This window comes from Clostridium celatum (genome assembly GCF_021412605.1).
GTDB classification, from domain to species: domain Bacteria; phylum Bacillota; class Clostridia; order Clostridiales; family Clostridiaceae; genus Clostridium; species Clostridium celatum.
This window is the reverse complement of sequence record NZ_JAJKGM010000012.1, coordinates 1-22,111: the sequence shown is the minus strand read 5'-3', so window position 1 is coordinate 22,111 and position 22,111 is coordinate 1. Positions and strand designations below refer to the sequence as shown.

At 28.3% G+C, this 22,111-nt stretch carries 18 protein-coding genes; 12 read left to right on the top strand and 6 right to left on the bottom strand.

The features are described from left to right. Positions 1-14 precede the first annotated feature (14 nt). Together LPC13_RS07150 and LPC13_RS07145 are read right to left on the bottom strand one after the other, a co-directional pair. A complete protein-coding gene (locus tag LPC13_RS07150; RefSeq protein WP_005210648.1) occupies positions 15-740 on the bottom strand; it encodes a hypothetical protein in 726 nt (241 codons plus the stop codon). A gap of 73 nt (positions 741-813) precedes the next feature. Continuing rightward, positions 814-1,683, bottom strand: coding sequence for a methionyl aminopeptidase (locus LPC13_RS07145; RefSeq protein WP_005210646.1), 870 nt, complete (start codon positions 1,681-1,683; stop codon positions 814-816). Positions 1,684-1,873: 190 nt separating this feature from the next. Between LPC13_RS07145 and LPC13_RS07140 the strand changes: the two genes are divergently transcribed. From LPC13_RS07140 to LPC13_RS07095, 10 genes are all read left to right on the top strand, one after another. Continuing rightward, positions 1,874-2,647, top strand: a complete 774-nt coding sequence (locus tag LPC13_RS07140) for a YdcF family protein (RefSeq protein WP_234088721.1) — start codon at positions 1,874-1,876, stop codon at positions 2,645-2,647. Between the two features lie 100 nt (positions 2,648-2,747). Then, positions 2,748-3,635, top strand: a complete 888-nt coding sequence (locus tag LPC13_RS07135; RefSeq protein WP_040418596.1) for an ABC transporter ATP-binding protein — start codon at positions 2,748-2,750, stop codon at positions 3,633-3,635. 1 nt (position 3,636) lies between these two features. Continuing rightward, positions 3,637-4,449 (top strand): ABC transporter permease subunit, encoded by an 813-nt coding sequence (locus tag LPC13_RS07130; RefSeq protein WP_005210643.1) that lies wholly within the window; start codon positions 3,637-3,639, stop codon positions 4,447-4,449. Positions 4,450-4,631: 182 nt separating this feature from the next. Beyond that, complete coding sequence (locus LPC13_RS07125; RefSeq protein ID WP_040418594.1) at positions 4,632-5,489, top strand: nitroreductase family protein; 858 nt, start codon at positions 4,632-4,634, stop codon at positions 5,487-5,489. A gap of 197 nt (positions 5,490-5,686) precedes the next feature. Beyond that, complete coding sequence (locus LPC13_RS07120) at positions 5,687-6,016, top strand: DUF4259 domain-containing protein (RefSeq protein WP_005210641.1); 330 nt, start codon at positions 5,687-5,689, stop codon at positions 6,014-6,016. A gap of 157 nt (positions 6,017-6,173) precedes the next feature. After that, positions 6,174-6,869: a hypothetical protein gene (locus LPC13_RS07115; protein ID WP_005210640.1), complete on the top strand. Its 696-nt coding sequence runs from the start codon at positions 6,174-6,176 to the stop codon at positions 6,867-6,869. 22 nt (positions 6,870-6,891) lie between these two features. Continuing rightward, a complete protein-coding gene (locus tag LPC13_RS07110) occupies positions 6,892-12,588 on the top strand; it encodes an endo-alpha-N-acetylgalactosaminidase family protein (protein ID WP_234088720.1) in 5,697 nt (1,898 codons plus the stop codon). 183 nt (positions 12,589-12,771) lie between these two features. After that, entirely contained in the window at positions 12,772-12,963 is a 192-nt protein-coding gene (locus LPC13_RS07105; protein ID WP_195245399.1) for a hypothetical protein, read from the top strand. Positions 12,964-13,120: 157 nt separating this feature from the next. Further along, positions 13,121-13,561, top strand: coding sequence for a GNAT family N-acetyltransferase (locus LPC13_RS07100; protein ID WP_005210632.1), 441 nt, complete (start codon positions 13,121-13,123; stop codon positions 13,559-13,561). A 30-nt stretch (positions 13,562-13,591) separates the two neighbouring features. Continuing rightward, positions 13,592-14,203: a DUF975 family protein gene (locus LPC13_RS07095; RefSeq protein ID WP_005210630.1), complete on the top strand. Its 612-nt coding sequence runs from the start codon at positions 13,592-13,594 to the stop codon at positions 14,201-14,203. A 120-nt stretch (positions 14,204-14,323) separates the two neighbouring features. Here the strand turns inward: LPC13_RS07095 and LPC13_RS07090 are convergent, their stop codons facing one another. From LPC13_RS07090 to LPC13_RS07075, 4 genes are all read right to left on the bottom strand, one after another. Then, on the bottom strand, positions 14,324-14,959 hold the full coding sequence (locus tag LPC13_RS07090) for an ABC-2 transporter permease (protein ID WP_005210628.1): 636 nt from the start codon (positions 14,957-14,959) through the stop codon (positions 14,324-14,326). Next, positions 14,959-15,813 (bottom strand): ABC transporter ATP-binding protein, encoded by an 855-nt coding sequence (locus LPC13_RS07085; RefSeq protein ID WP_005210627.1) that lies wholly within the window; start codon positions 15,811-15,813, stop codon positions 14,959-14,961. The genes LPC13_RS07090 and LPC13_RS07085 overlap by 1 nt, the downstream gene beginning before the upstream one ends. A gap of 2 nt (positions 15,814-15,815) precedes the next feature. After that, the gene (locus LPC13_RS07080) at positions 15,816-16,190 is read right to left on the bottom strand and encodes a GntR family transcriptional regulator (RefSeq protein WP_040418592.1); all 375 of its coding nucleotides are present in this window, start codon (positions 16,188-16,190) and stop codon (positions 15,816-15,818) included. A gap of 183 nt (positions 16,191-16,373) precedes the next feature. Further along, on the bottom strand, positions 16,374-17,240 hold the full coding sequence (locus LPC13_RS07075) for a S66 family peptidase (RefSeq protein ID WP_234088719.1): 867 nt from the start codon (positions 17,238-17,240) through the stop codon (positions 16,374-16,376). Between the two features lie 186 nt (positions 17,241-17,426). On the opposite strand from LPC13_RS07075, the gene LPC13_RS07070 reads away from it, so the two are divergent. Together LPC13_RS07070 and LPC13_RS07065 are read left to right on the top strand one after the other, a co-directional pair. Next, positions 17,427-18,110, top strand: coding sequence for an MgtC/SapB family protein (locus LPC13_RS07070; protein ID WP_005210617.1), 684 nt, complete (start codon positions 17,427-17,429; stop codon positions 18,108-18,110). A 275-nt stretch (positions 18,111-18,385) separates the two neighbouring features. Further along, positions 18,386-22,111: alpha-L-fucosidase (locus tag LPC13_RS07065; RefSeq protein ID WP_234088718.1), on the top strand; the 3,726-nt coding region annotated here is incomplete at its 3' end.

The following is a 22,111-nucleotide window of genomic DNA, read 5'->3' as shown; positions in this document are numbered from 1 at the left end:
GTATTTAACCTTTCTTATTTAATATTCAAATCTTTACAATAAGAGATTATCAAATTATTAATATCATCACTACTTTTTAATACTTTAATATAGTTAAGAAATTTATTTTCTGCTTCGTTTAATGAAATATTATAAACACTTAAAAAGCTAGATTCAAAGTTTTCTTCATTTAAATTAGTATAAAAATTTTTAAATTTATTTATTCCAAATAAAGAAATCAAATAATCTAAAAATGCACCACCTGTGGTATAAGTAATGACATGATTATTTTTATAAAATATATTATTATCTATAAGTTTTTCAATGTTAATATAAAAATTATTTTTAATAAAATAACTAACCCAGTGATAATTAGAAATCCCCCAGTAAGCTTTATCAAAATACATAGCTAATGCTTCTCTAATAAATGTTTGAGGAGGTATACCTAGAGTGTTATAAGAAATAATATGTGCATCTTCATGGAAACCGATACATTTAAGATGTTCATTATATACTGCATATATTTTATCCATTTTACAAGCAAAGCCATTACAAGGTTCATTATCACCATAAATTTCTCCAACCTCTTTAGGTGAGTTACAAAGATAATAATTAATTTTAGAATTCATTTTAACTTCTAGAACGTTACAAATATGTTGAAAACAAATTTCTTGAGTTGATACTATTTTATTAATATCATTTTTTACAATTGGATTATCAGTATAGTTAAAAATATAATTTTTACTTTCAAATTTATTCAACTAAATTCCCCCCTTCTAAAAAATATAAGATTCATATAAAAAATAATGGTACAAAATTTTGTACCATTATTTTTTAATAAGTTAAAACTTCAACACCAGTTTCAGTTACTAATACTGTATATTCCCATTGAGCTGATGGATATCCATCTTCAGTTAGGACAGTCCAACCATCATCAGAATCTATAAATATGTCAGGTTTACCCATATTAATCATAGGTTCAATAGTAAATATCATACCAGGAACAAGTAACATTCCAGTATTTTTTTTACCTACATGAGAAACGAAAGGTGCTTCGTGGAATTCAAGGCCTATTCCGTGTCCGCCAAATTCTCTAACAACAGAGAAGCCATTTGCTTCAGCATGTTTTTGTACTGCTTCAGCAACATCGCCTAAAAATCCCCATGGTTTTGCAGCCTCTAATCCTTTATCTAAGCATTCCTTAGCAACTCTAACTAGTTTATCTAAATCAGGATGAACATTTCCTATTTTAAACATTCTAGAAGCATCGGAAAAATATCCATTATAAATAGTAGATACATCTACGTTTACTATATCTCCTTCTTCTAAAATAACATCATCACTAGGGATTCCATGACAAACTTCATCATTTAAAGAAGTACAAACACTTTTAGGATATCCTTGGAAGTTAAGAGGAGCAGGAATTGCACCTTTTGACACTGTAAAATTATGAACTAAAGTATTTATTTCTTCTGTAGACATACCAGCTTTAATATTTTTAGCTACTAAATCTAATACTGCAGTATTTATTGCACAGCTTTCTTTAATTTTTTCAATTTGCTCTGGTGTTTTAATTATATTATGAGGTGGAACAACGTGTCCTCTAAGTCTATAAGAGTTTATTTTTTCATCAAAATGAAGATGACAATTTTTGTATTTTTTATTGCTGCCACACCAACAATGATCATTTCTATTAAGATTCATCTTTTTATCTCCTTGTTACTATTTGTATAATTTTATTATATTACTTTATTTAATAAAAGGAAAATAAAAATAAATTAATATTTTTATTAGGAAAAAAAGTTAAATAAAGTAAAAAGAGTTTTAAGTTTAATAAAATATAACTTATAATTAAAGTAAATTAAAAAAGGTATTTATGTAAGGGGGAGTAGTGTTGAGTAATAAAGAAAAGATTATATATAAGTCATTTATAGCAATAGGTGTAGTATTAATGCTCTATTATTTAATATTAAAGATTTCGTTTGGATTTATTGCATTTTCAAGTATGTTTTGTATGTTAGGAATAGCACTTTTTATGTATGGGTTAATAGAGATAAAATTTGAAATTAATATCTGGGGAAAAATTCCTAGAATATTAAGACGAGTAATTACTATATTTTTTACAATAGCAGTAATAATTTTTATAACTATCGAAGGAATAATAATTTATAATGGGCATCATTATGATATGGAGAAGCCACAGTATTTAGTTGTTTTAGGTGCTGGACTTAGAGGGAGTGAAATTAGTACATCTTTACTCTATAGATTGGAAACAGCATTAGAATTTAATGAGATTTATCCAGATGTAAAAATAATTGTATCAGGTGGACAAGGAGAAGGTGAAGATATTACTGAAGCTTCTGCAATGAGAAATTTTCTAGTGTCAAATGGAGTAGATGAAAATCTAATTATAATGGAAGATAAGTCTAGAAATACTTATGAAAACTTTTTATTTACTAAGGAATTACTTGAAAAGCAAACAGGAAAAGAGGAATTTAAAATAACCGTTATATCTAATAATTTTCATATGTATAGGGCTAAATACTTAGCCAATGAGGTTGGGTTCGATACTTTAGGTTATCCAGCACCGGCCCATAAAAGTTCAACTTTGGTATTTTATGTGAGAGAATTCTTTGGTGTTATAAAAGCGTATGTTTTTAAGCAATAAAGTTTATAAGTGGTTTGGTAAAATCACATAAAAAGTTGTTAGAGCAGGTGCTAATTTTATAAGAAGTAAAGATCATATAAGTAAAAATAGGGGGATGGTTATGTATATTATTGAAACTAATAATCTAACAAAATCTTATGGCAAAAGTAGAGGAATAATAGATGTAAATCTAAAGGTAAAAGAAGGAGAAATATTTGGGTTTGTAGGACCTAATGGTGCAGGGAAATCCACCACTATTAGAACGCTTTTAAATTTTATATTTCCAACTTCTGGTTCAGCAAAAATGTTAGGAAAAGACATAGTTAAAGAAAGTAATGAAATAAAAAAATATATTGGATATGTACCAAGTGAAGTTAGATTTTATGATGAAATTAAGGTAAAAGATATAATAAAATATTCTTCAAGCTTTTATAGTGGAGTTATTCAAGAAGAAGTAGATAATTTATATAGATTATTAGATGTTGATATTAATAAGAAAATGTCAGAGCTTTCTTTAGGAAATAAAAAGAAGGTTGCTATAGTACAGGCTTTAATACATAAGCCTAAGTTACTTATTTTAGATGAGCCTACTAATGGGTTAGATCCATTAATTCAAAAGAAGTTATTTGAATTATTAGAAGAGGAAAGAAAAAAAGGAACTACAGTTTTTTTATCATCTCATAATTTAGTTGAAGTAGAAAATTTGTGTGATAGAGTTGCTGTTATTAAAGATGGAAAAATTATTGATACTGTTGTTATAGAAAAGCTTGCAAAAAAATCAGCTTTAAAAATAGTAGTAAAATCAAATGAATTAAATGAATATAAAATAAAAGAAATAGGAGGACAATCAATTCACCGAGAAAATGATGAAATTATATTTAATTATAATAAAGGAATTGATTCTTTAATTAAGGAGTTTTCAAAATATAAAATAAATAAATTATTAATTAGTGAGCAAACGCTTGAAGATACATTTATGAATTATTACGAAAGCAAGGAGGGAAAATAATATGAATATGTTTAAATTTGAGTTTAAGAGATTATTAAAAGGTTCAATTATTTGGTCTTTAGTATGTAGTGCTTTAATTGTAATGTTTATGTTATTTTTCCCAAGTATGAAAGAGATGGGAATGCAAGAATTAGTGGGATCAAAGCTAGAGGTACTTCCAGAAGCTTTTCTAGAAGCATTTAATATAAGTGGAGCTACTGATTTTAGTAATATTAGTGATTTTTCAGCCTATGTTCTTCAATATATAATTATGGCTGGAGGAATATATGCAGCTATACTTGGTGTTTCAGCCTTAGTTAAAGAAGAAAGTGAAGGAACTATTGAATTTTTATATTCTAAGCCAGTTACTAGGAATAAGATAATTACAGCGAAGGTTTTAGCTAATGCAGTTATATTTTATATATTTTTAATTATATTAGGGGCTATAACTATGGCTGTTTCTGCAGTAGTTAAGCCAGAAGATATAGAAATGATTGATATGTTTATGGATATTAAAACTCTTTATATAGGTATGGCTCTTATAGGATATATTTTTATGGCAATTGGATTTTTAATATCAGTATTTATTAAGTCATCAAAGAAAGCAATTCCAATAGCTTTAGGTGTATTTTTTGCTAGTTATATCTTAGGTATTTTTTCTAAACTACAAGACAGATTAAGTGGATTTATTTATTTCTCACCTTTTGATTATGCACCACCATCTGAAATTATTAAAAATGGCTTTGAAACTAAATTTATAGTTATTGGATTATGTATAATCTTTATTTCTATAACTATAACTTATATTATGTATAATAAAAAGGATTTTAATTAGTTATAATATTAATAGTAAAGTCGGCTTATGCCGACTTTAAAAAACTTAAAAATAAATATGACTGGCTTAAATATAAAATATTATTAATTTTACATTTTTATTATGTAAACTAAAAATCTTTGAATATATATGGATTTATAGTAAAATAATAGTTAATGTATAAAAGAAATGAGGAGAGAATTATGGTTAATGATTTTATATTTAATGAATCTATAGATGAAATTATAAAAAAGAGAAAATCTATTAGAACATATACAAATGAAGAAGTTTCACAAGAAATTATAAAGAATTTAAATACATATATTAAAAATTTAAAGAGTCCATTTAATGAAAGTGTAACTTTTGAAATTATAGACTCTAAGGAACATATAAATGGATCAAAGATAGGTACATATGGAATTATAAAAGGTGCCACTAAGTTTATAGTTGTTAAGGTTAAAAAGAGTGAATTTTCATTACAAGATTTAGGTTATAAGATGGAGTCATTAATACTTTATGCAACGTCTTTAGGATTAGGAACATGTTGGATTGGTGGGACATTTAAGAAGGGGCAATTTGCAAAAGCTATAGATTTAAAAGGTGATGAAATTTTACCAATAGTTTTACCTATAGGATATGAAGCATCAAAGAAAAGTTTAGTTGATAGAACAATGAGAAAGTTTACGAAATGTGATTTTAGAAAACCATGGAATGAACTATTCTTTTTACGTGATTTTTCATTACCTTTAACTACATATTCAACTGTAGGAGAATATAAAAATGTTTTTGAAAATGTAAGATTGGCACCATCGGCATTAAATAAGCAACCCTGGAGAATCATAAAAAATGGTGATAATTTTCATTTCTTTATAAAAAAAGATAAAGAACCTTCTGAAAAAATAAATTATGATATTCAAAAAATTGATATGGGAATTGCTATGTGTCACTTTGATTTAAGTTGTAAAGAAAAAGGAATAAATGGAGGTTTTAAATTCGAAAAGCCTATTATAGATGATATTCCTAAGAATACTAAGTATATGGTTAGTTGGATTAGAGAATAAATATAAATTTAATATAGTTAATTTATGGAAGATAGTTAATAATCAAATCTTATGTTTTTGATTATTAACTATCTTTTTTTATAAAAAGTTTAGACTAAATAAATATCTAGAATAAATTCAGAGAGAAGGGAGTATTTAATAGTATAATTAAATATTTATTATAGTATAAAAATATTTTATGTAAGGAGATAAATATAATGGGAATATGGGGATTAGATATTTATGATGATGATTTGGCTATGGATATAAAGAGAGAGTTCGAAGAGTACTTAGAACAAGGAATGGATGAGAATGAGGCTTTGGAAGAGGTAATTTTTAATAATGATAGTTTGTTAGAAGAGGTTGAAGAGTGTGGAACATTTATATTAGTTTTAGGAGTGTTATTAAAAGAAAATCAAATTACTAATTCTAAAATAGATAAATTGTTAAGGGAATTGAAAAATAACAAGGAGTATTGGAATTATGTTAGGGATAATTCCAATGATTTATATGAATCAAGAATGGACTTATTAAAAGAGCTTATATAATATATATCAACAAAATAAATTTCAATATCTTGTTACTTTTGAACAATTTAACAAGATATAGATGAAAATCGACAAGATACTTACGAAAACGTAAACATAAATTATCTATAATTAAACTATGGAAAATTAAAAATATACAAAAGGGAGATAAATTATAATGGCAAAAAGAAAATTTCAAAAAAGAATGGCATATGCACTATTATCAGCTTTTATAGTTAATGGTGTTAGTTCTGGAATTGAACCAATAGTACATGCGGCAGTAATTCAGCAACAATATACTAAAGATTTTGAGGAAAGCATTGATGGATTTGAGAAAGTATATGGTGGTGGAATTGTAAGTCATGTAGACGGAGGACTTAATATTGAAGCTGCAAATTGGCCAGATGAAGGAAATTATACTTTAGTAGTAGATAATAATTCACCAGAATTAAAAGATGGTGTAATTGAAGTTGATATGAAGGTCAAAAGTGATGCTGGAAGATTAGGAATTGTTTTTAGATATGTTGATGAAAATAATTATAATATGATTGGTTATGATGTTTCTGGAAATTGGGTTTTAAAGAATATAAAGGATGGAAATGATGTTCAAACTACAATTGTTTCACAAGGGTTATCACTACAAAATGGAACAACTTATAAAGTTAAAGTTGCTTATACAGGAAGCGAAGTACAATTATATGTAGATGATAATTTACTTTATTCAGGAGAAAGTTTAACAACTGATACGGAAGGTAAAGTTGGATTTAGAAATTGGGGATATACAGGAAATTATTCTCATGTAAATTATGATAATTTACAATATTATACTCAAAGTGGACCAGATTTTGTTGGTGAAGAATATATAATTAACTAAGGATGGTTATTTAGAAACAGCTATGACTTTAAATAATTCTGCAGGACGTTCAGCTATATTATTTAGATATGAAAGTCCAAGTAGTTTTGCTGGTATAGCATATGATACAAATGGAGCTTGGGTTTGGTTAAGTGAAGGTTCATATGGTACATTGCCTTTTACAAAAGTATTAGAACCAGGAACAGAATATAAAATTAATATTAAATATGTTGGTACTCATATTACTATTGTTATAGATGACGAGGTAATGTATCAAGGAGAAATATCAGGAATTAAAACTACAGCAGGTAGAATCGGTACAAGAAACTGGGGATGGACAGGTAATTACGGTAGTAGTACATTTGACTATTTTAAAAATGGAAAATTTAGTTCAGTTACCTTAGATTCAGATTATAAGTATGTATTATATAATGAAGCAGGAACTTATGATATTCCTATAACATTAACAGGAGATAATACTCTTTCTAAATTAACTGTTGGAGGAAATACTCTTGTAGAGGGAGAAGATTATATACTTACTGATAATATTTTAGTTATTAAAAAAGAGTATATAGAGAAAGTGAAAGAAGGTGGAACTACAAATATAAATATTATATTTGAAGATGGATATTTAACTACATTTAAGTTGCAAGTTCAATTACCACCTGATGAAGCTGCAAGCTATATTAGAGATTTTTCTACAGATGGAATAGGTGGATTATCAGTTATTAAGGGCAGTGGAAGTGCTGAATTACAAGAAGATAAATTATTATTCAAATCAGATGGTAATTCAATTTTAATAGATGAAAATTCTCCAGAATTATTTAATAGTTCAGTAGAATTTGTAGTGGATCCATTAACTGATGCTGCTAACATTGGAGCTATAGTAAGATATTCAGAAGATGATAATTCTTGGACTTATATTGGACAAGATGGTTCAGGCAATCAATATGGTTCATACTGGTATGTAGAAAATAGTAATGGGCAAAGAAGAGCTTTAGTACAAGATACTGCAAGAATTTATGCTAACAGAGTTAAACCATATAAAATAAAAGTTAAAGTTGTAGAAAATGCTGTTTCTATATACTTAGACGGTGCAGAAATATATAACGGTGTTGTACCTGAATTAACAAGTAAAAAAGGTAAAGCTGGTATAAGATTAGGTGGAAATAACTCTGGTAAATATCAATATTTATCAGTTGAATCTGAAGAAGTATTATCAACTAATGTAAATGAAGTTACTGAGAAAGAAATTTCATCAAATGACTTAACTGTAAAGATGGATGCTAGTTTCCCAAGAGTAATTGACTATACATTAAATGATAAGAAGTTATATGGTCAAGAAAAACCAATTTACTATATAAGTATAAATAATAAAAATTATGTACCTAAAGTAACTTCAGAATTTAATGGTAATGAAGCTGTATATCATTTATATGTAGAAGAATTAGGGGTAACTTTAGATACAAGATTTACTGTAGAAAATAATGTATTAACCATGAATATTGAAAATGTTGATGAAAGTATAACTAGAGTAGATACAATAAACTTCCCAAATCATAGCTTAGTATCTGTTAGAAGCAATCAAACTAATGCAGAATTTAATGGGGCTGATTATGAAAATGATGATGTTAAGATAAACTTAACTTCTAAGAGAGAAGATACAACTTATAGTAATACCAATATAGCAATATTAAGCTGTGATGACTTGGCTGCAAGTATAACAAGTAATTCAATTAAGCTTAGAGATCAAATAAATTATCAAACAGTTTCTGTTGATGATTATTATTCTACTGGTTTATGGCCAAATGAATATTTATATCGTGGAATAGATGGAGAACTTATAAATGAACCATATGCAAAAGTTACAATAACTGACGATAGAAATAAAGATAATTCTGTTGATTATCAAGATGGAGCTATTGCTTTAAGGGATGATATTCAAGAAAATAGATTGGGATCAGAGCTTGTAAATCAAACTTATAGTTCAGTTGCTATGAATGTTGGAAGTACTGCGCACTATCCTTTCTTAAGAATATTAGATAATATTAAAAAGTTTAATTTAGCAACTGATGGATTTGGACAAACTATTATTATTAAAGGATATCAATCAGAAGGTCATGATAGTAGTCATCCGGACTTTGCTAATATAAGTAATAGACTTGGTGGAGAAGAGGCTTTTAGAATATTACTAGAAGAATCAGATAAATATAATGCAAATATAGGTGTTCATATAAACCATACAGAAGCATACCCAGAAGCACCACAATATGGTTCAAATATAGTATCAACTGTTGGTGGATGGTCATGGTATGATGACTCTAAGCAAATAATTAGAGAAAATGATATTATGAATGAAGAAAGTGGTATGGGAGCAAGACTTGAAGAGTTAATTGAAAAAGCACCAGGTTTAGATATGATATATGTTGATGTATATATGGATACTAGATGGCCAGCTTACAAGTTAACTTCTAAATTAAATGATTTAGGAATTGCAGTTGCATCTGAATATGCAAAACAATTAGGAACTACAAGTGTATGGGCTCATCATGCTTATAATGGTGGATATGGTACAAGTAGTGAACTTGCTAGATTTGTAAATCATCAAGAACAAGATGTATTTGGTGGAACTAATTTATTTAGAGGAAATTCAAGACAAGGAATTAATGGATGGCAAGGTGAAAGTAACTTAAATACAACTGTAAGTAACTTCTTTACAAGTCAATTACCATTTAAATATTTAATGAACTTCCCAATAAGCATATGGGAAGATAACCAAATAACATTTGGTGAAAATAATGAAGTTGTTTCTAAAATGGACAATGGAGTAAATGTTATAACTCAAGATGGTAAGGAAGTAGCTCGTGGAAATAAAATATTTATACCATGGACTATAGATAATGAGGAAAAGATTTATCATTGGAATGATAGTAATTCTTCAACAACTTGGGATTTACCAAATTCATGGGCAGGTTTAGAAACTGTTTACCTATATGAATTAAGCGATGAAGGTAAGATTAATGAAACTGTTGTTAATGTAGTTAATAATAAGGTAACATTAGAAGTTAAAAAGAATGCTGGATATGTTGTTTATAAGGGTGAAAAAGCACAAGAAAAGATGGAATGGAGTACAGGAAGTCTTGTAAAAGATATGGGATTTGATAGCCATTCATTTGAATATTGGAATAAATCTTCAAATGGAAAATCTACTGATCATATAGAAGTAGTTAATAATTCTAAGGGAAATACTCATATTAAGGTTAGTGGTACTGATGATGCTTTAATATCTCAAACAATAACTGGATTAGAACCAGGACAAACTTATTCAGCATCAGCTTGGTTTGAAGTTAGTGATGGTAGAAGAGGTACTTTAAGTATATTAACTAGTGATGGTAAAGAAGTTTCTGAATATATAGATCGTTGTAATGTTAAGTACGGACATACTCATTCTGATAAGACAAATAGTTACTATCAAAGAGTTAGAGTTAACTTTACAGTACCAGAAGATTCTACTACAGCTACAATTCAGTTGAAAGCAGCTGAAGGAGCAGCAGGTTCATTTGTAAATATGGATGATGTTTTAGTTATGAAGATAGGAGTATCAGATAAGCAAGGACACGATTTCTTTGAGGATTATGAAAATGTTGATTTTGGATATGGTCCATTTATATCAACAAGTTCAGATCACTCTCACTTATCAGAAACTAATGCACCATATACTAATGATACCATTGAAGGTAGATACTCATTAAAGATTAGAAATGGTAACTATATGAGAACTATTCCAAGTACTATGAGATTAAAACCAAATACAACTTATAGAGTTGGATTTGATTATATTTCTTATGCAGAGCAAGGATTTATTGCAGCTATTAAGTCAGATAAAGCATCAGAAGCTGGAGATACAGCAAATGCAGTATTAAAGACAGCTGATTTAAATACTGGAACAAATCAAGCAGTATTAGAATTTACTACTGGAAACTATGATGATTATTATTTAGATTTAACAAAGCAAAATAATAATAATCTAATAGTAGATAATGTTTTTGTAGATGAAATAGTTAATATTTCTATAGATACATTAGTTGAATTAGTTAATGAATTAAAGGCTTTAGATGAGTCAGCATATACAACAGAAAGTTTAAATTCTTTAAAAGATAAAATTAAAGATGCTGAAACAGTAATAAATAAAGCTAATGCAACTGAAGATGAAGTGAAAAATGCATACAATGAATTAACTAAGGCAAAAGAAGCGTTAGTTAGATATGCAACAGTAGCGGAAGTTAATGATTTAAAAGCGACTATTGAAGAAATGAAAGCTATCAATAGCAATGATTATAAGCAAAATGATAAGTGGACAGTATTCCAAGAAAAAATAGTAGAGGCAGAAAAGTTAGTTAAGGAAAATAAGATAACAGTTATTCAAATAACTAGCATAAAGAGTGAGTTATATAAAGCTAAGAGTGAATTAACTAAGGTTGATAGTGCAGATAAAGCTAATATAGAAGCATTATTATTAGAAGCACAATCAGCTAAGGAAGAAGATTATGCTCAAAACACAGCTTGGCAAGATTTCAAGCAAGATATAACTGAAGCAGTTGCTATTATAGCAAATGAATCTGCAACTCAAGAAGAAGTAGATTATCGTTATAACAAGTTAAAGGAATCTTATGATAGTATAGTTCCTACTAATAAAACTTCATTAAGCACTTTAGTAGAACAAGCCGATGGATATAAGGCTTCTGATTATACTGAAGGAAGCTATAATAATTTAGTTGAAGCTAAAAATGCTGCCACTAGTATTTTAGAAAATGATTCTGCTACAAGAATAGAGTTTGTAGAAGCTCAAAAGAACTTAGAAACTGCAATTGAGCTATTAGAAAAATCAGAAGTTCCACCAGTGGAAGATGTATTTAATACTCACTTAGAAATAACAGTAGAAGAAGCTTTAAAAGTAACAGAAGCTGAACTAGATAAGGTTGTTCCAGTAGTTGCAGAAGAATTTAGAGCAGCACTTGCAGAAGCACAAGCTGTATTAGCAAATGAAAATGCAACACAATCAGAAGTAGATGCATCATTTGAAAGATTAAGCAGTGCAATGCAATTATTATCTTTCAATAAGGGTGATAAGGCTAACTTAGTAAGCTTAGTAGAAAGAATAGAAGCTTTAGATTCAAATAAATATATAGCAACAACTTGGGATAAATTAGCTGTAGTTCTAGAAGCGTCAAGAGGAGTAGTAGCAGATGAAAATGCATTAGAAGCAGAAGTTTCAGAAAGCTATACTACATTATTAAGAGCATTCTTAGAATTAAGATTAAAACCAAGCAAGGATGCATTAGAAGGTTTAATAAATAAAGCACAAGGCTTAGATAGCAGTAAGTATACAGCAGCAAGCTTTAGAGCAGTTGAAGAAGCATTAGGTGCAGCAAATGAAGTATTTGCAAATGAAGATGCAACAGCAAGCGAAATAGCAAGGGCTGAAGAAAGCTTAAGAAATGCTATAAACGGATTACAAGCAAGTATAGGAACTGGAAATAATAATTCAAACAATAGTGGAAATTCTGGTTCAAATAGTATAACAGAAAATAATAATACAGCAGGAAATTCAGGAAGCACTGGAAGTACATCAAATAGTGGAAAATTACCACAAACAGGTGGAACACCAGCAGTAGCAGGAGGATTATTTGGAACTATATTAGCTGGAGTAGGTGCTATATTCTCTAGAAAGAGAAAATAACAGTTTAATAATAGTTATAAGATTAAAACTAAATAATTAAAAATAAGGGAATTGAAAAATATAAATTATTTTTCAATTCTCTATTTTTTATATGAAATAATAGCATAAAAATAAAATAAATAGTATTTTATTGAATAGCCTGGTTAAAATAACTATAGAAAAATTGATATGGAGGTTGTAACTATGGCTTTTGAAAAACTTGAGAAAAAAATTAATCAAATTAATAAAAAGATTAAGCAAGGAAGATTATCTCAAGAAATAGCAGATGAAATAAGCAATGTTATTAATGAGGTTGAAGAGCTAGGAGGCGACGCAAAAGAAAAATTTAAAAGTGGTATAAATAATATGAAAAATGCATTAAAGAAAATGAAATAAAATATTAAATAAAAATGCAAGATACCTAATTTGTTAGTATCTTGTATTTTTTATTTATCGTATACAGAAACATTAACAATATTTAGCAGAGTATGTTAATATATAAATATATTTATTAAATTACAGAAAAAATTCTACTAGATAGGAGGAGATTAAAATGATAGTAAGAAAAGCTAATATAAATGACGTTAATAAAATAGCAGAATATAATTATAATCTTGCATTTGAAACAGAAGATAAAAAACTTAATATGGAGGTTTTAACAAAAGGGGTAACAGCTTTATTAAAAGATGAAAATAAAGGTGTTTATCATGTATGTGAAATAGATGGAAATATAGTTGGACAAATTATGTATACATTTGAATGGAGTGATTGGAGAAATGGAACATTTTTATGGATTCAAAGTGTGTATGTAGATAAAAACTATAGAGGTAAAGGCGTTTTTAAAACATTATATAATCATATAAAAAACATATGTGATAAAGATAAAAATATTTGTGGAATAAGATTATATGTAGAAAGAGAAAATTATGTTGCACAAAAAACATATAAAAGCTTAGGTATGGAAGAATGTAATTATTACATGTATGAATATTAAAAGTAAAGAGATAGGAGGAGTTAATTATATATGATTGATAGAGGTGAAATTAAATATAATTCAAGAGAGCAGTTAAGAGGGAATTGGGGAATTGCGATAGCTGCAACATTTCTTGTATCTTTTTTATTAGGCTTGCAATTTAATTACAGATCTAATGATGTATTAAATTTCGGGTTTATTAGTTTTTCTATTAATATAGTATCGTTGTTATTTACAGGAGTATTAACAACAGGGTTATGTAGATTTTTATTAAATATAGTTACCAAGGTTAAAAGACCAGGTTTCGAAGATTTATTTTACTATTTTAAAATTTATGTTAAAACATTAGGCTTAAATTTAATAATAACTATAGCTGTGGGAATTGGAACTATGTTATTTGTAATTCCAGGAATAATTATAGCACTTACATTTTCTCAAGCCTTTTATATTTTAGCAAAGAATCCTGAGAAATCTATTGGTGAAGTACTTGGTCAAAGTGCAAGTATGATGAATGGATATAAAATGGATTTATTTATGTTAGAGTTATCTTTTATTGGATGGTGGTTTGTAGGAATTATAACTTTAGGAATAGGATTATTATGGGTTGCTCCATATGTAAAAGTTGCAGAAACAAATTTCCATTTACAAATAGCTAATAGATAAAAAATTATAGAAATTAAATAATATTAAAAAGGGTTAGGATTCAAACTTACTAGTTTTAATCCTAACTCTTTTATAAAAAGTTACTTTTTATTCATAGCGTTGCTTTATTTAAATTTCTAATTATGAAATTTCTTTTTTAGCAAATTTATTACAAGTAAAGAAATAAGATGCTAATAATAAAGTTATAGAAATTAATATACCTAAAATACTTAAAGTTGTAGTATTAAGAGATAAATTAATATTTGGAAGATACTCTAAAAGTGGAGCGGAAAAACAAACTGGAGCAATAGCTATAAAAACAAGTACAAATCTTCCTTTTTCAAAGCCTAATAAAAGTGTTGCTGGCATTAAGACAGATGTGAAAAATATTCCAATAGCAAGAGTGATTAATGGCACAGCATATATAGGCATAGAATTAACAAAATCATTATAACCTAATATTTTTACAATAGTGTTTAAAATAGTAGAAATTAAAATTGCAATTAATGTATTTAATAATCCATAAATATATTTAGAAAAAATGTATTGGTTAATTCTAATAGGTAAGGAATATATTAAATAATTCATTTTGCTTTTTTCTTCATAAAAAATAACTGAATAACAAGCTATCATTAAGTACATAGCACCAGCAAAAACAATCATTGTTGGTTGTACAGCAGCAAAAAATATGCCAAGCCCTACAATAATAAAAAGATTCTTTTTTAGTGCAAATAATGAATTATATTGAAGTTTAATTAGATTTACTAAAGTATTCATTATGAATCCCTCCTAGTATAATATAATAAAATATCTTCTAGAGTACATTTTTCATAGACTGCTTCATCACCAAAAAGTTCATAAGCTTTATTTTTATCAGAAATTAATCCTTCAAATCCAAATGCATATTCTTTTAAAGAAATAAACTCTTTTTTTATAGAATTATCTACTAATTCTTTTTTACTTTTAACTATAACATGATTATTTAATATACTATCTTTCTCATCTACAAGAAGGATTTTACCATTATAAATCATTATTATATAATCAGCAGATTTATCTAAGTCTGTAGTTATATGAGTAGAGTAGAATACAGTCATATTATCCATATCTATATGCTCTTGCATCAGTTCTAAAAACTCATTTCTTATAATTGGATCTAAGCTTGAAGTAGGTTCGTCCATTATTAATAGTTTCGGATGATGTGATAAAGCCATTATAAGTTCAAATTGCTTTTTTTGTCCCTTAGATAAAGATTTATACTCTTTATCTTCATTTATTTTAAATTTGTTTATATATTTTTTATATAAATCTTCATCCCAATTAGAATAAAACTTAGAGATTATTTTATGAAGGCTAGATATCTTACTTTCTTCTAAAAATCCAGACTCATCACCAACATAAGCAATATATTCCTTTGTTTTAGTATCTTTATTAATATCAGAATTAAGTATTTTTATTTCACCAGAATCAAGTTTAGTCATTCCTAGTAATGATTTAATTGTAGTAGTTTTACCAGAACCGTTAGGACCAATAAATCCAGTAATATATCCTTCGGGAATATCTAGTTTATCAATAGTTAAAGAAAAGTTTTTATAAGTTTTTTGTAAATTTCTGATTTCAATTACATTCATAGTTATACCTCCTCATATAGACTTTTAAAGATTTCAACACATTCGTCTAAAGTTAAGCCAAGTGATTTGGCTGATATTATTACAGCTTCAAGTTTGTCTTCCATCTCGGCCATAGCAGCTTCTCTTAATCTTTCAGAATTAGAACCTGAAACAAAAGTACCCTTACCTACAACAGTTTCAATAAAACCTTCTTTTTCAAGCTCTTCATAAGCTCTTTTAGAAGTTATGATACTTACTTTTAGTTCTTTTGCTAAGGATCTTATTGAGGGAAGTGGATCTCCAGGCTTTAAGTTACCATTCAATATTTGATTTTTAATTTGAGTTTCTATTTGTTCATAAAGCGCCACTGGGGATGAATTGCTAATTAATATATCCAAGTGTTCACCTCCGTACTTTAGTGTATATATTTAATATATACACATACTAACACTATTATGAATAACGGTCAATAGTATTGTAAAATAAATTAAATAAAAATGGTCGGTAATACCGACCATTTTTATTTAAAAGTGTCTTTATACTTCTATGTAAAGACAACTACGTTTTTTATTAAAATTATATTAGCGTTTAGATAATGAAATATTTTTTCCAATAATTATACATTTAGAATTAGGACCATGACCAATTTCTTCTGTTTTAGCTATAGGTAAATTAGAATTATTTATTACTTTTACTACTAATTCCTCAATAGTAGGAGAAATATTATTTTCTTGCATTTTACTAAATGTACCTAAAATAATTCCATTAATCTTATTAAAAACACCCATTTGTTTAAGTTGATTTAAAAATGTTGATATAAGTGCAGCTTCGCCTCCCATGCTTTCTAAAAATAGAATTTTATCAGTAAAATCTGGCATGTATTTTGTTCCAGCAAGCTTTAAAAAACAACGAATATTACCACCAATAACAGTTCCTTCTATTTTTTCTCCTTGAATAAATTTATAAGAAAAATTAAATAAGTCATTTTTATTATCAAATAAACTATTTATAATATTAGTCTTCTGATTTTCACTATCTGAATATATAAGGTTTCTTATTTGATAAAGATAGGTATGAATATTACTTTGTGAATAAATAGCATTTAATACTGTAGTCAAATCGCTATATCCAAAGAATGGTTTTGGATTTTTTTTGATAAAGTCATAATCTAAATACTCTAAAACTTCATTAGCAAGGTCACCACCAGAAATATCAAATATAGCTTTTATTTCAGTATTTTTATATAAATCCATAAAGGCTTTTGCTTTATTTTCAGAATCTCCATTAAATGGTGAATTAACTTCAAATATGTAGTTACTACAGATAGGATTTAAACCAATAGTTTTTAAAGTATCTAAGAGATTTTCAATCTTGAGCTTATTAGATAATGGTTGCCCATTTGAACACGCAATTATAGCAACTTTATCATCTTTACTTAATATAGGCATAATATTTCCTCCCAATATATACAATTTAATTTATATAATAGTATCATTGAGCGTTATAAACTTCAATAAAGTAAATTTATAAAAATAGGAATTTAAATATAATATATAACTTTAAAAAATGAGGAAATACCCACTATTAAATTTAATATTATTAAGTAGGGGGTGTTTTATTTCTTGTATGGTATTATGGAATATTTAGAAGAATTAAATTATGTATCTATATTTCTTAGGTTAACTATGGCTGTATTTTTTGGAGGAATAATAGGGTATGGACGGGAAAGAGAAGGAAGACCAGCAGGGCTTAGAACACATATACTTGTATCTATAGGAGCAACACTTGCAATGATAACTAATATTTATATATGTCAAGTATATGATTCAGCTAGTGATCCTACTAGACTTGGAGCACAAGTTATAAGTGGTATTGGATTTTTGGGAGCTGGCACTATTATAGTTACAGGAAAAAATAAAGTTAGAGGGTTAACTACAGCAGCTGGATTATGGGCTTCAGCTTGTATGGGTTTAGCTTTAGGGGCAGGATTTTACTTTGGGGCTATTATAGGTTGTGTATTAATATTTGCAGTAACTGTTGTCTTAGCTAAGTTAGACAAAAAAATAAATAATAAATCAAGAAATATAACATTATATATTTTGCTTGAATCTCACCTTGAAGTAGCTAAATTATTAACTTATATACAAAGTAATAATATAAGAATTAGTGATATTGAAATAAGTAATAATAATGTAACATCAAATGAATTAATAGGATTACTTTTAGGACTTAAGATATCAAGAGAAATATGTCATAACGATTTCATAAATACAATAAGAAAAAGAGATGGTGTAATATTTCTTCAAGAGATAAATTAAAACTTAAAACATATGTGGTTTAGAAGAATTAAATCGCATATGTTTTTATAGATTAAATTTTATTTAAGTGTGAAAAAAAGAAAATAGCTACTTATGTAGTAATAATAATACAAAAAGTAAAATAATTATATATTTTTTAAAATATTGGTAAAATTGATTGAAAATATTTACATGGTGGTATAATATAAGATATGTAAAGGTTTATATTAGAATTGATAAAGTGTATTGATCTTAATATAAATGAATCTATGGATATATTTTAAGGGGGAAATTTTATGAGAAGTGTAAAAAAAATAGTAGCAGCAGTAGTTATTGCAGGTGTTGCTTGTCAAATTTTACCTGTAGAAGCTATTGCAGCTCAACTTAACACAGTTGCACCACCAGAAGCATTTGGAGCGCTGCCAAATGATTCTCAAGTTCAGTATCACGAAGAGGAATTAGCAGCTTTTATTCATTTTGGTATGAATACATTTACTAATAGTGAATGGGGAAATGGAAGAGAAAATCCAAATAGCTTTAATCCAACTGATTTAAATACAGATGAGTGGGTAAGAGTATTAAAAGAAGCTGGATTTAAACGTGTAATTTTAGTTGGAAAGCACCATGATGGTTTCTGCTTATGGCCAAGTAAAGTTACAGAACATGATGTTGAAAGTAGTACAGATTGGCAAGCATCGCAAGGAGGAAATGGAGATGTATTAGCTGCCCTTTCAGAATCTTGTACTAAATATGATATGGATATGGGAATATATCTTTCACCATGGGATGCAAATGCTGAATCTTATGGATATGGTACTGGAACAGATGATGCAACTGATACAAATGGTGATTACAATGAATACTATATGACTCAATTAAGAGAAATATTAGGCAATCCTAAATATGGTAATAATGGTAAGTTTGTTGAAGTGTGGATGGATGGAGCTAAAGGTAGTGGTGCAGCAGCTCAACAATATAAATTTGATGATTGGTTTAATTTGATAGAAGAATTACAACCAGGTGCATTAGTATTTAGTCCATATGGAACAGGAATAAGATGGATAGGAAATGAATCAGGAAGAGCAGGAGATCCAGCTTGGTCTAAAGTTAATCTGAAGCGTATAAGAGATAGATATGATGCAGGTTATGGAGATGAACAAGCATATCTTAATAATGGTGATCCAGAAGGTGATATATGGAGTGTTGGAGAATGTGATGTATCTTTAACAAGCGGATGGTTCTGGCATAATGGAAATGGTCCAAAGAGTATGGAACAATTAACAAATATCTACTTTAGTTCAGTAGGACGAGGACAACCATTATTGTTAAATGTTGCTCCAGATAATACTGGGAACTTTACAGCAGAAGATATTGAAAGACTTCAAGAATTTGCAGCAGCTATTAATAATTCTTTTGATGAAAATTTAGCAGGTCAATCTACAGTAACTGCTGAAGCATCTGAAATCAGAGGTAATAGCAATGATTATAGCCCTGCAAATGTATTGGATGATGATGATGATAGTTATTGGACAATGGATGATGGACAAACTACAGGTAGTTTAACAATAAATTTAGGAGAAGAAAAGGTATTTGATATAGTATCTATTGAAGAATATATAAAACTAGGCCAAAGAATTTCAGAATTCTCTGTTGAAGTATCTTCTGATGGACAAAATTGGAAGAAATTTGGAGAAGGATATACTATAGGTGCAAAAAGATTAGTTAGAGGTACACCAGTAACTGCATCTCAAATTAGAATAAATATAGAAGGTTCATTAGCAGTTCCGTTAATAGAAAATGTTGAGGTTTATAAGGCAGATGAAGCATTTGAAATGGAATCAATAGTACCATTAGGTACAGAATTCATTGACAATGTACAGTTTGATAATAAGGATGCTTGGACTCAAGAAAGTATTGGAATAAATAGCACTGGTATGTATACATCAAGTGCTGGGGTTCATTCAAGCTTTACATTTACCGGAACAAAAGCTTGGGTTATAGGAACTCTTGACCCAAATCATGGAATAATGGAAGTTTGGATTGATGGAGAGAAGGTTGATGAAGTAGATACTTATAAAGCAACTAGATCTATATCACAAATATTATATACAACTGATGACTTAGCTTATGGAGAACACACAGTTAAAATAGTTGTTAAGGGAGAAAAGAATGCAGCAGCTAGAGGACAAGCTATAGGATTAGATGGAGCTTATTATTTAAATAACAATGGAGCTGGTATGTTTGAAATAGAAAACACTAGTTACAATGTTAATGAAGGAGATTCTATTGATGTAACAATAAAAAGAGTTGGAGGAAGTACAGGAGAAGCAACGGTGCATTTTTCAACATCTCCAGATAGTGCTGTTCATGGAAGACATTATCAAGATGTAAATACAATAGTAGAATTTGCTGATGGGCAAGATACAGCTACAGTATCTATTCCAACAATAGACAATACCGAAAAGTCAGGTAATTTAAAATTCTATTGTAATATAGATACACCAACAAATAGCTCGATAATAGGTTTTAATAAGAAAACAGAAGTTACAATTATAGATAATGACATGGAACAAGAAATAGACGAACCTTATACTGAAGAAAGACCATTTATTTTCCCTAATAAAGCTGATGAAGCTAAGGTGTTAGAAGCAGAGCATTTTACTCTTGAAGCAATAGAAGGAGATAAATATGTTAGAATAACAGAAGATTCACAGGCGAGCAATGGAAAAAAAGTAGGTTGGTTTGAACCAGGAAATAAAATAAAGGTTCCATTCTTCACAAAGAGAGCTGGTGTTTATACAGTAAATGTAACTTATCAATCAGGGCGTAGTGAAGGAAATTTAAATAAGCTTAATTGGAGTGGAACTAATGTTGTTGAAGGAAGTGTATCAGTACCAGGAACAGGTAATCAACAACCAATTCCATTTATTAATACAAGCTTTGATATAGAAATAACAGAAGCTGGTGCAGGGGAATTAATTTTTACAGCAGATTCACAAGCATCACCAAATATAGATTTCTTTGAAATAGTACCTAAAGAATTAGAAGCAGGTCCACATGGAGAAGAAAATCCAATTATTTTATCAGACGATGAAGTAATCATAGAAGCAGAAACGTTAGAATTAGATGGTCAAGGTGGAGAAATAGAAAGTAAAGATGGCGCTAGTGAAGGTAAACTTGTAGGATGGTTAGGTAAAACAACTAGAGGTAATGCGTGGTTAAATATGTGGCTAAACTCTGATAAATCAGCTGAATATGATATAGAAGTAAAATATTTTGCAGGGGCAAACAATGTTTTATACTATGAAAACATTGATGGATCAGTATCAGGAAGTATAGAGTGTCCTACAACAAGTCCTAATTTCTCTACAGTAAAATTTAGAGTTTCACTTAATGAAGGATTGGATAGGATAAAATTCTTTAATAATGATGCATCAACAGTAAATATAGATACAATAAAGATAACAAAGGTAGAAGAAGAGGTTATTGAAGAACAAACAGGAATTAATATGACTGTAGCTGAAGAAGTAACAGTTGGAAATGACTTTGGTATCAATGTTAACTTAAGCGACATAAAAGAAAATATGTATGCTATGGAATTTGAAGTTGACTATGATGAAACAAAAGTAGACTTTAAAGAAGCAACTTCTGTAGATGCAGATAAATATTTTGTACAAGCTAAAGCTACAGATGGAAAAGTAAAAGTAGTAGTAGCTGGACTTGGAATAGCTTTAGAAAATGTTAAAGACATTGTTAAGTTAACATTCACAGCTAAGGCTAGTGGAGAAAATATAGCATTTGATTTAATAAATGGTAAAGTTGCAGATGGAGAAGGTGCTGAAGAAGCAACTAAGACATCAACTGTAACAACAAATATAAAAGAAGCTGTAAATAAATCTGAATTAACTTCAGTTATTGAAGACGCTAAAAATATAATTGAAAATGAATCAGATAAGTATACAGAAGCAACAATAAATGCATTAAAAGAAGCTGTTAAATTAGCAGAAGAAGTAGTAGCTAAT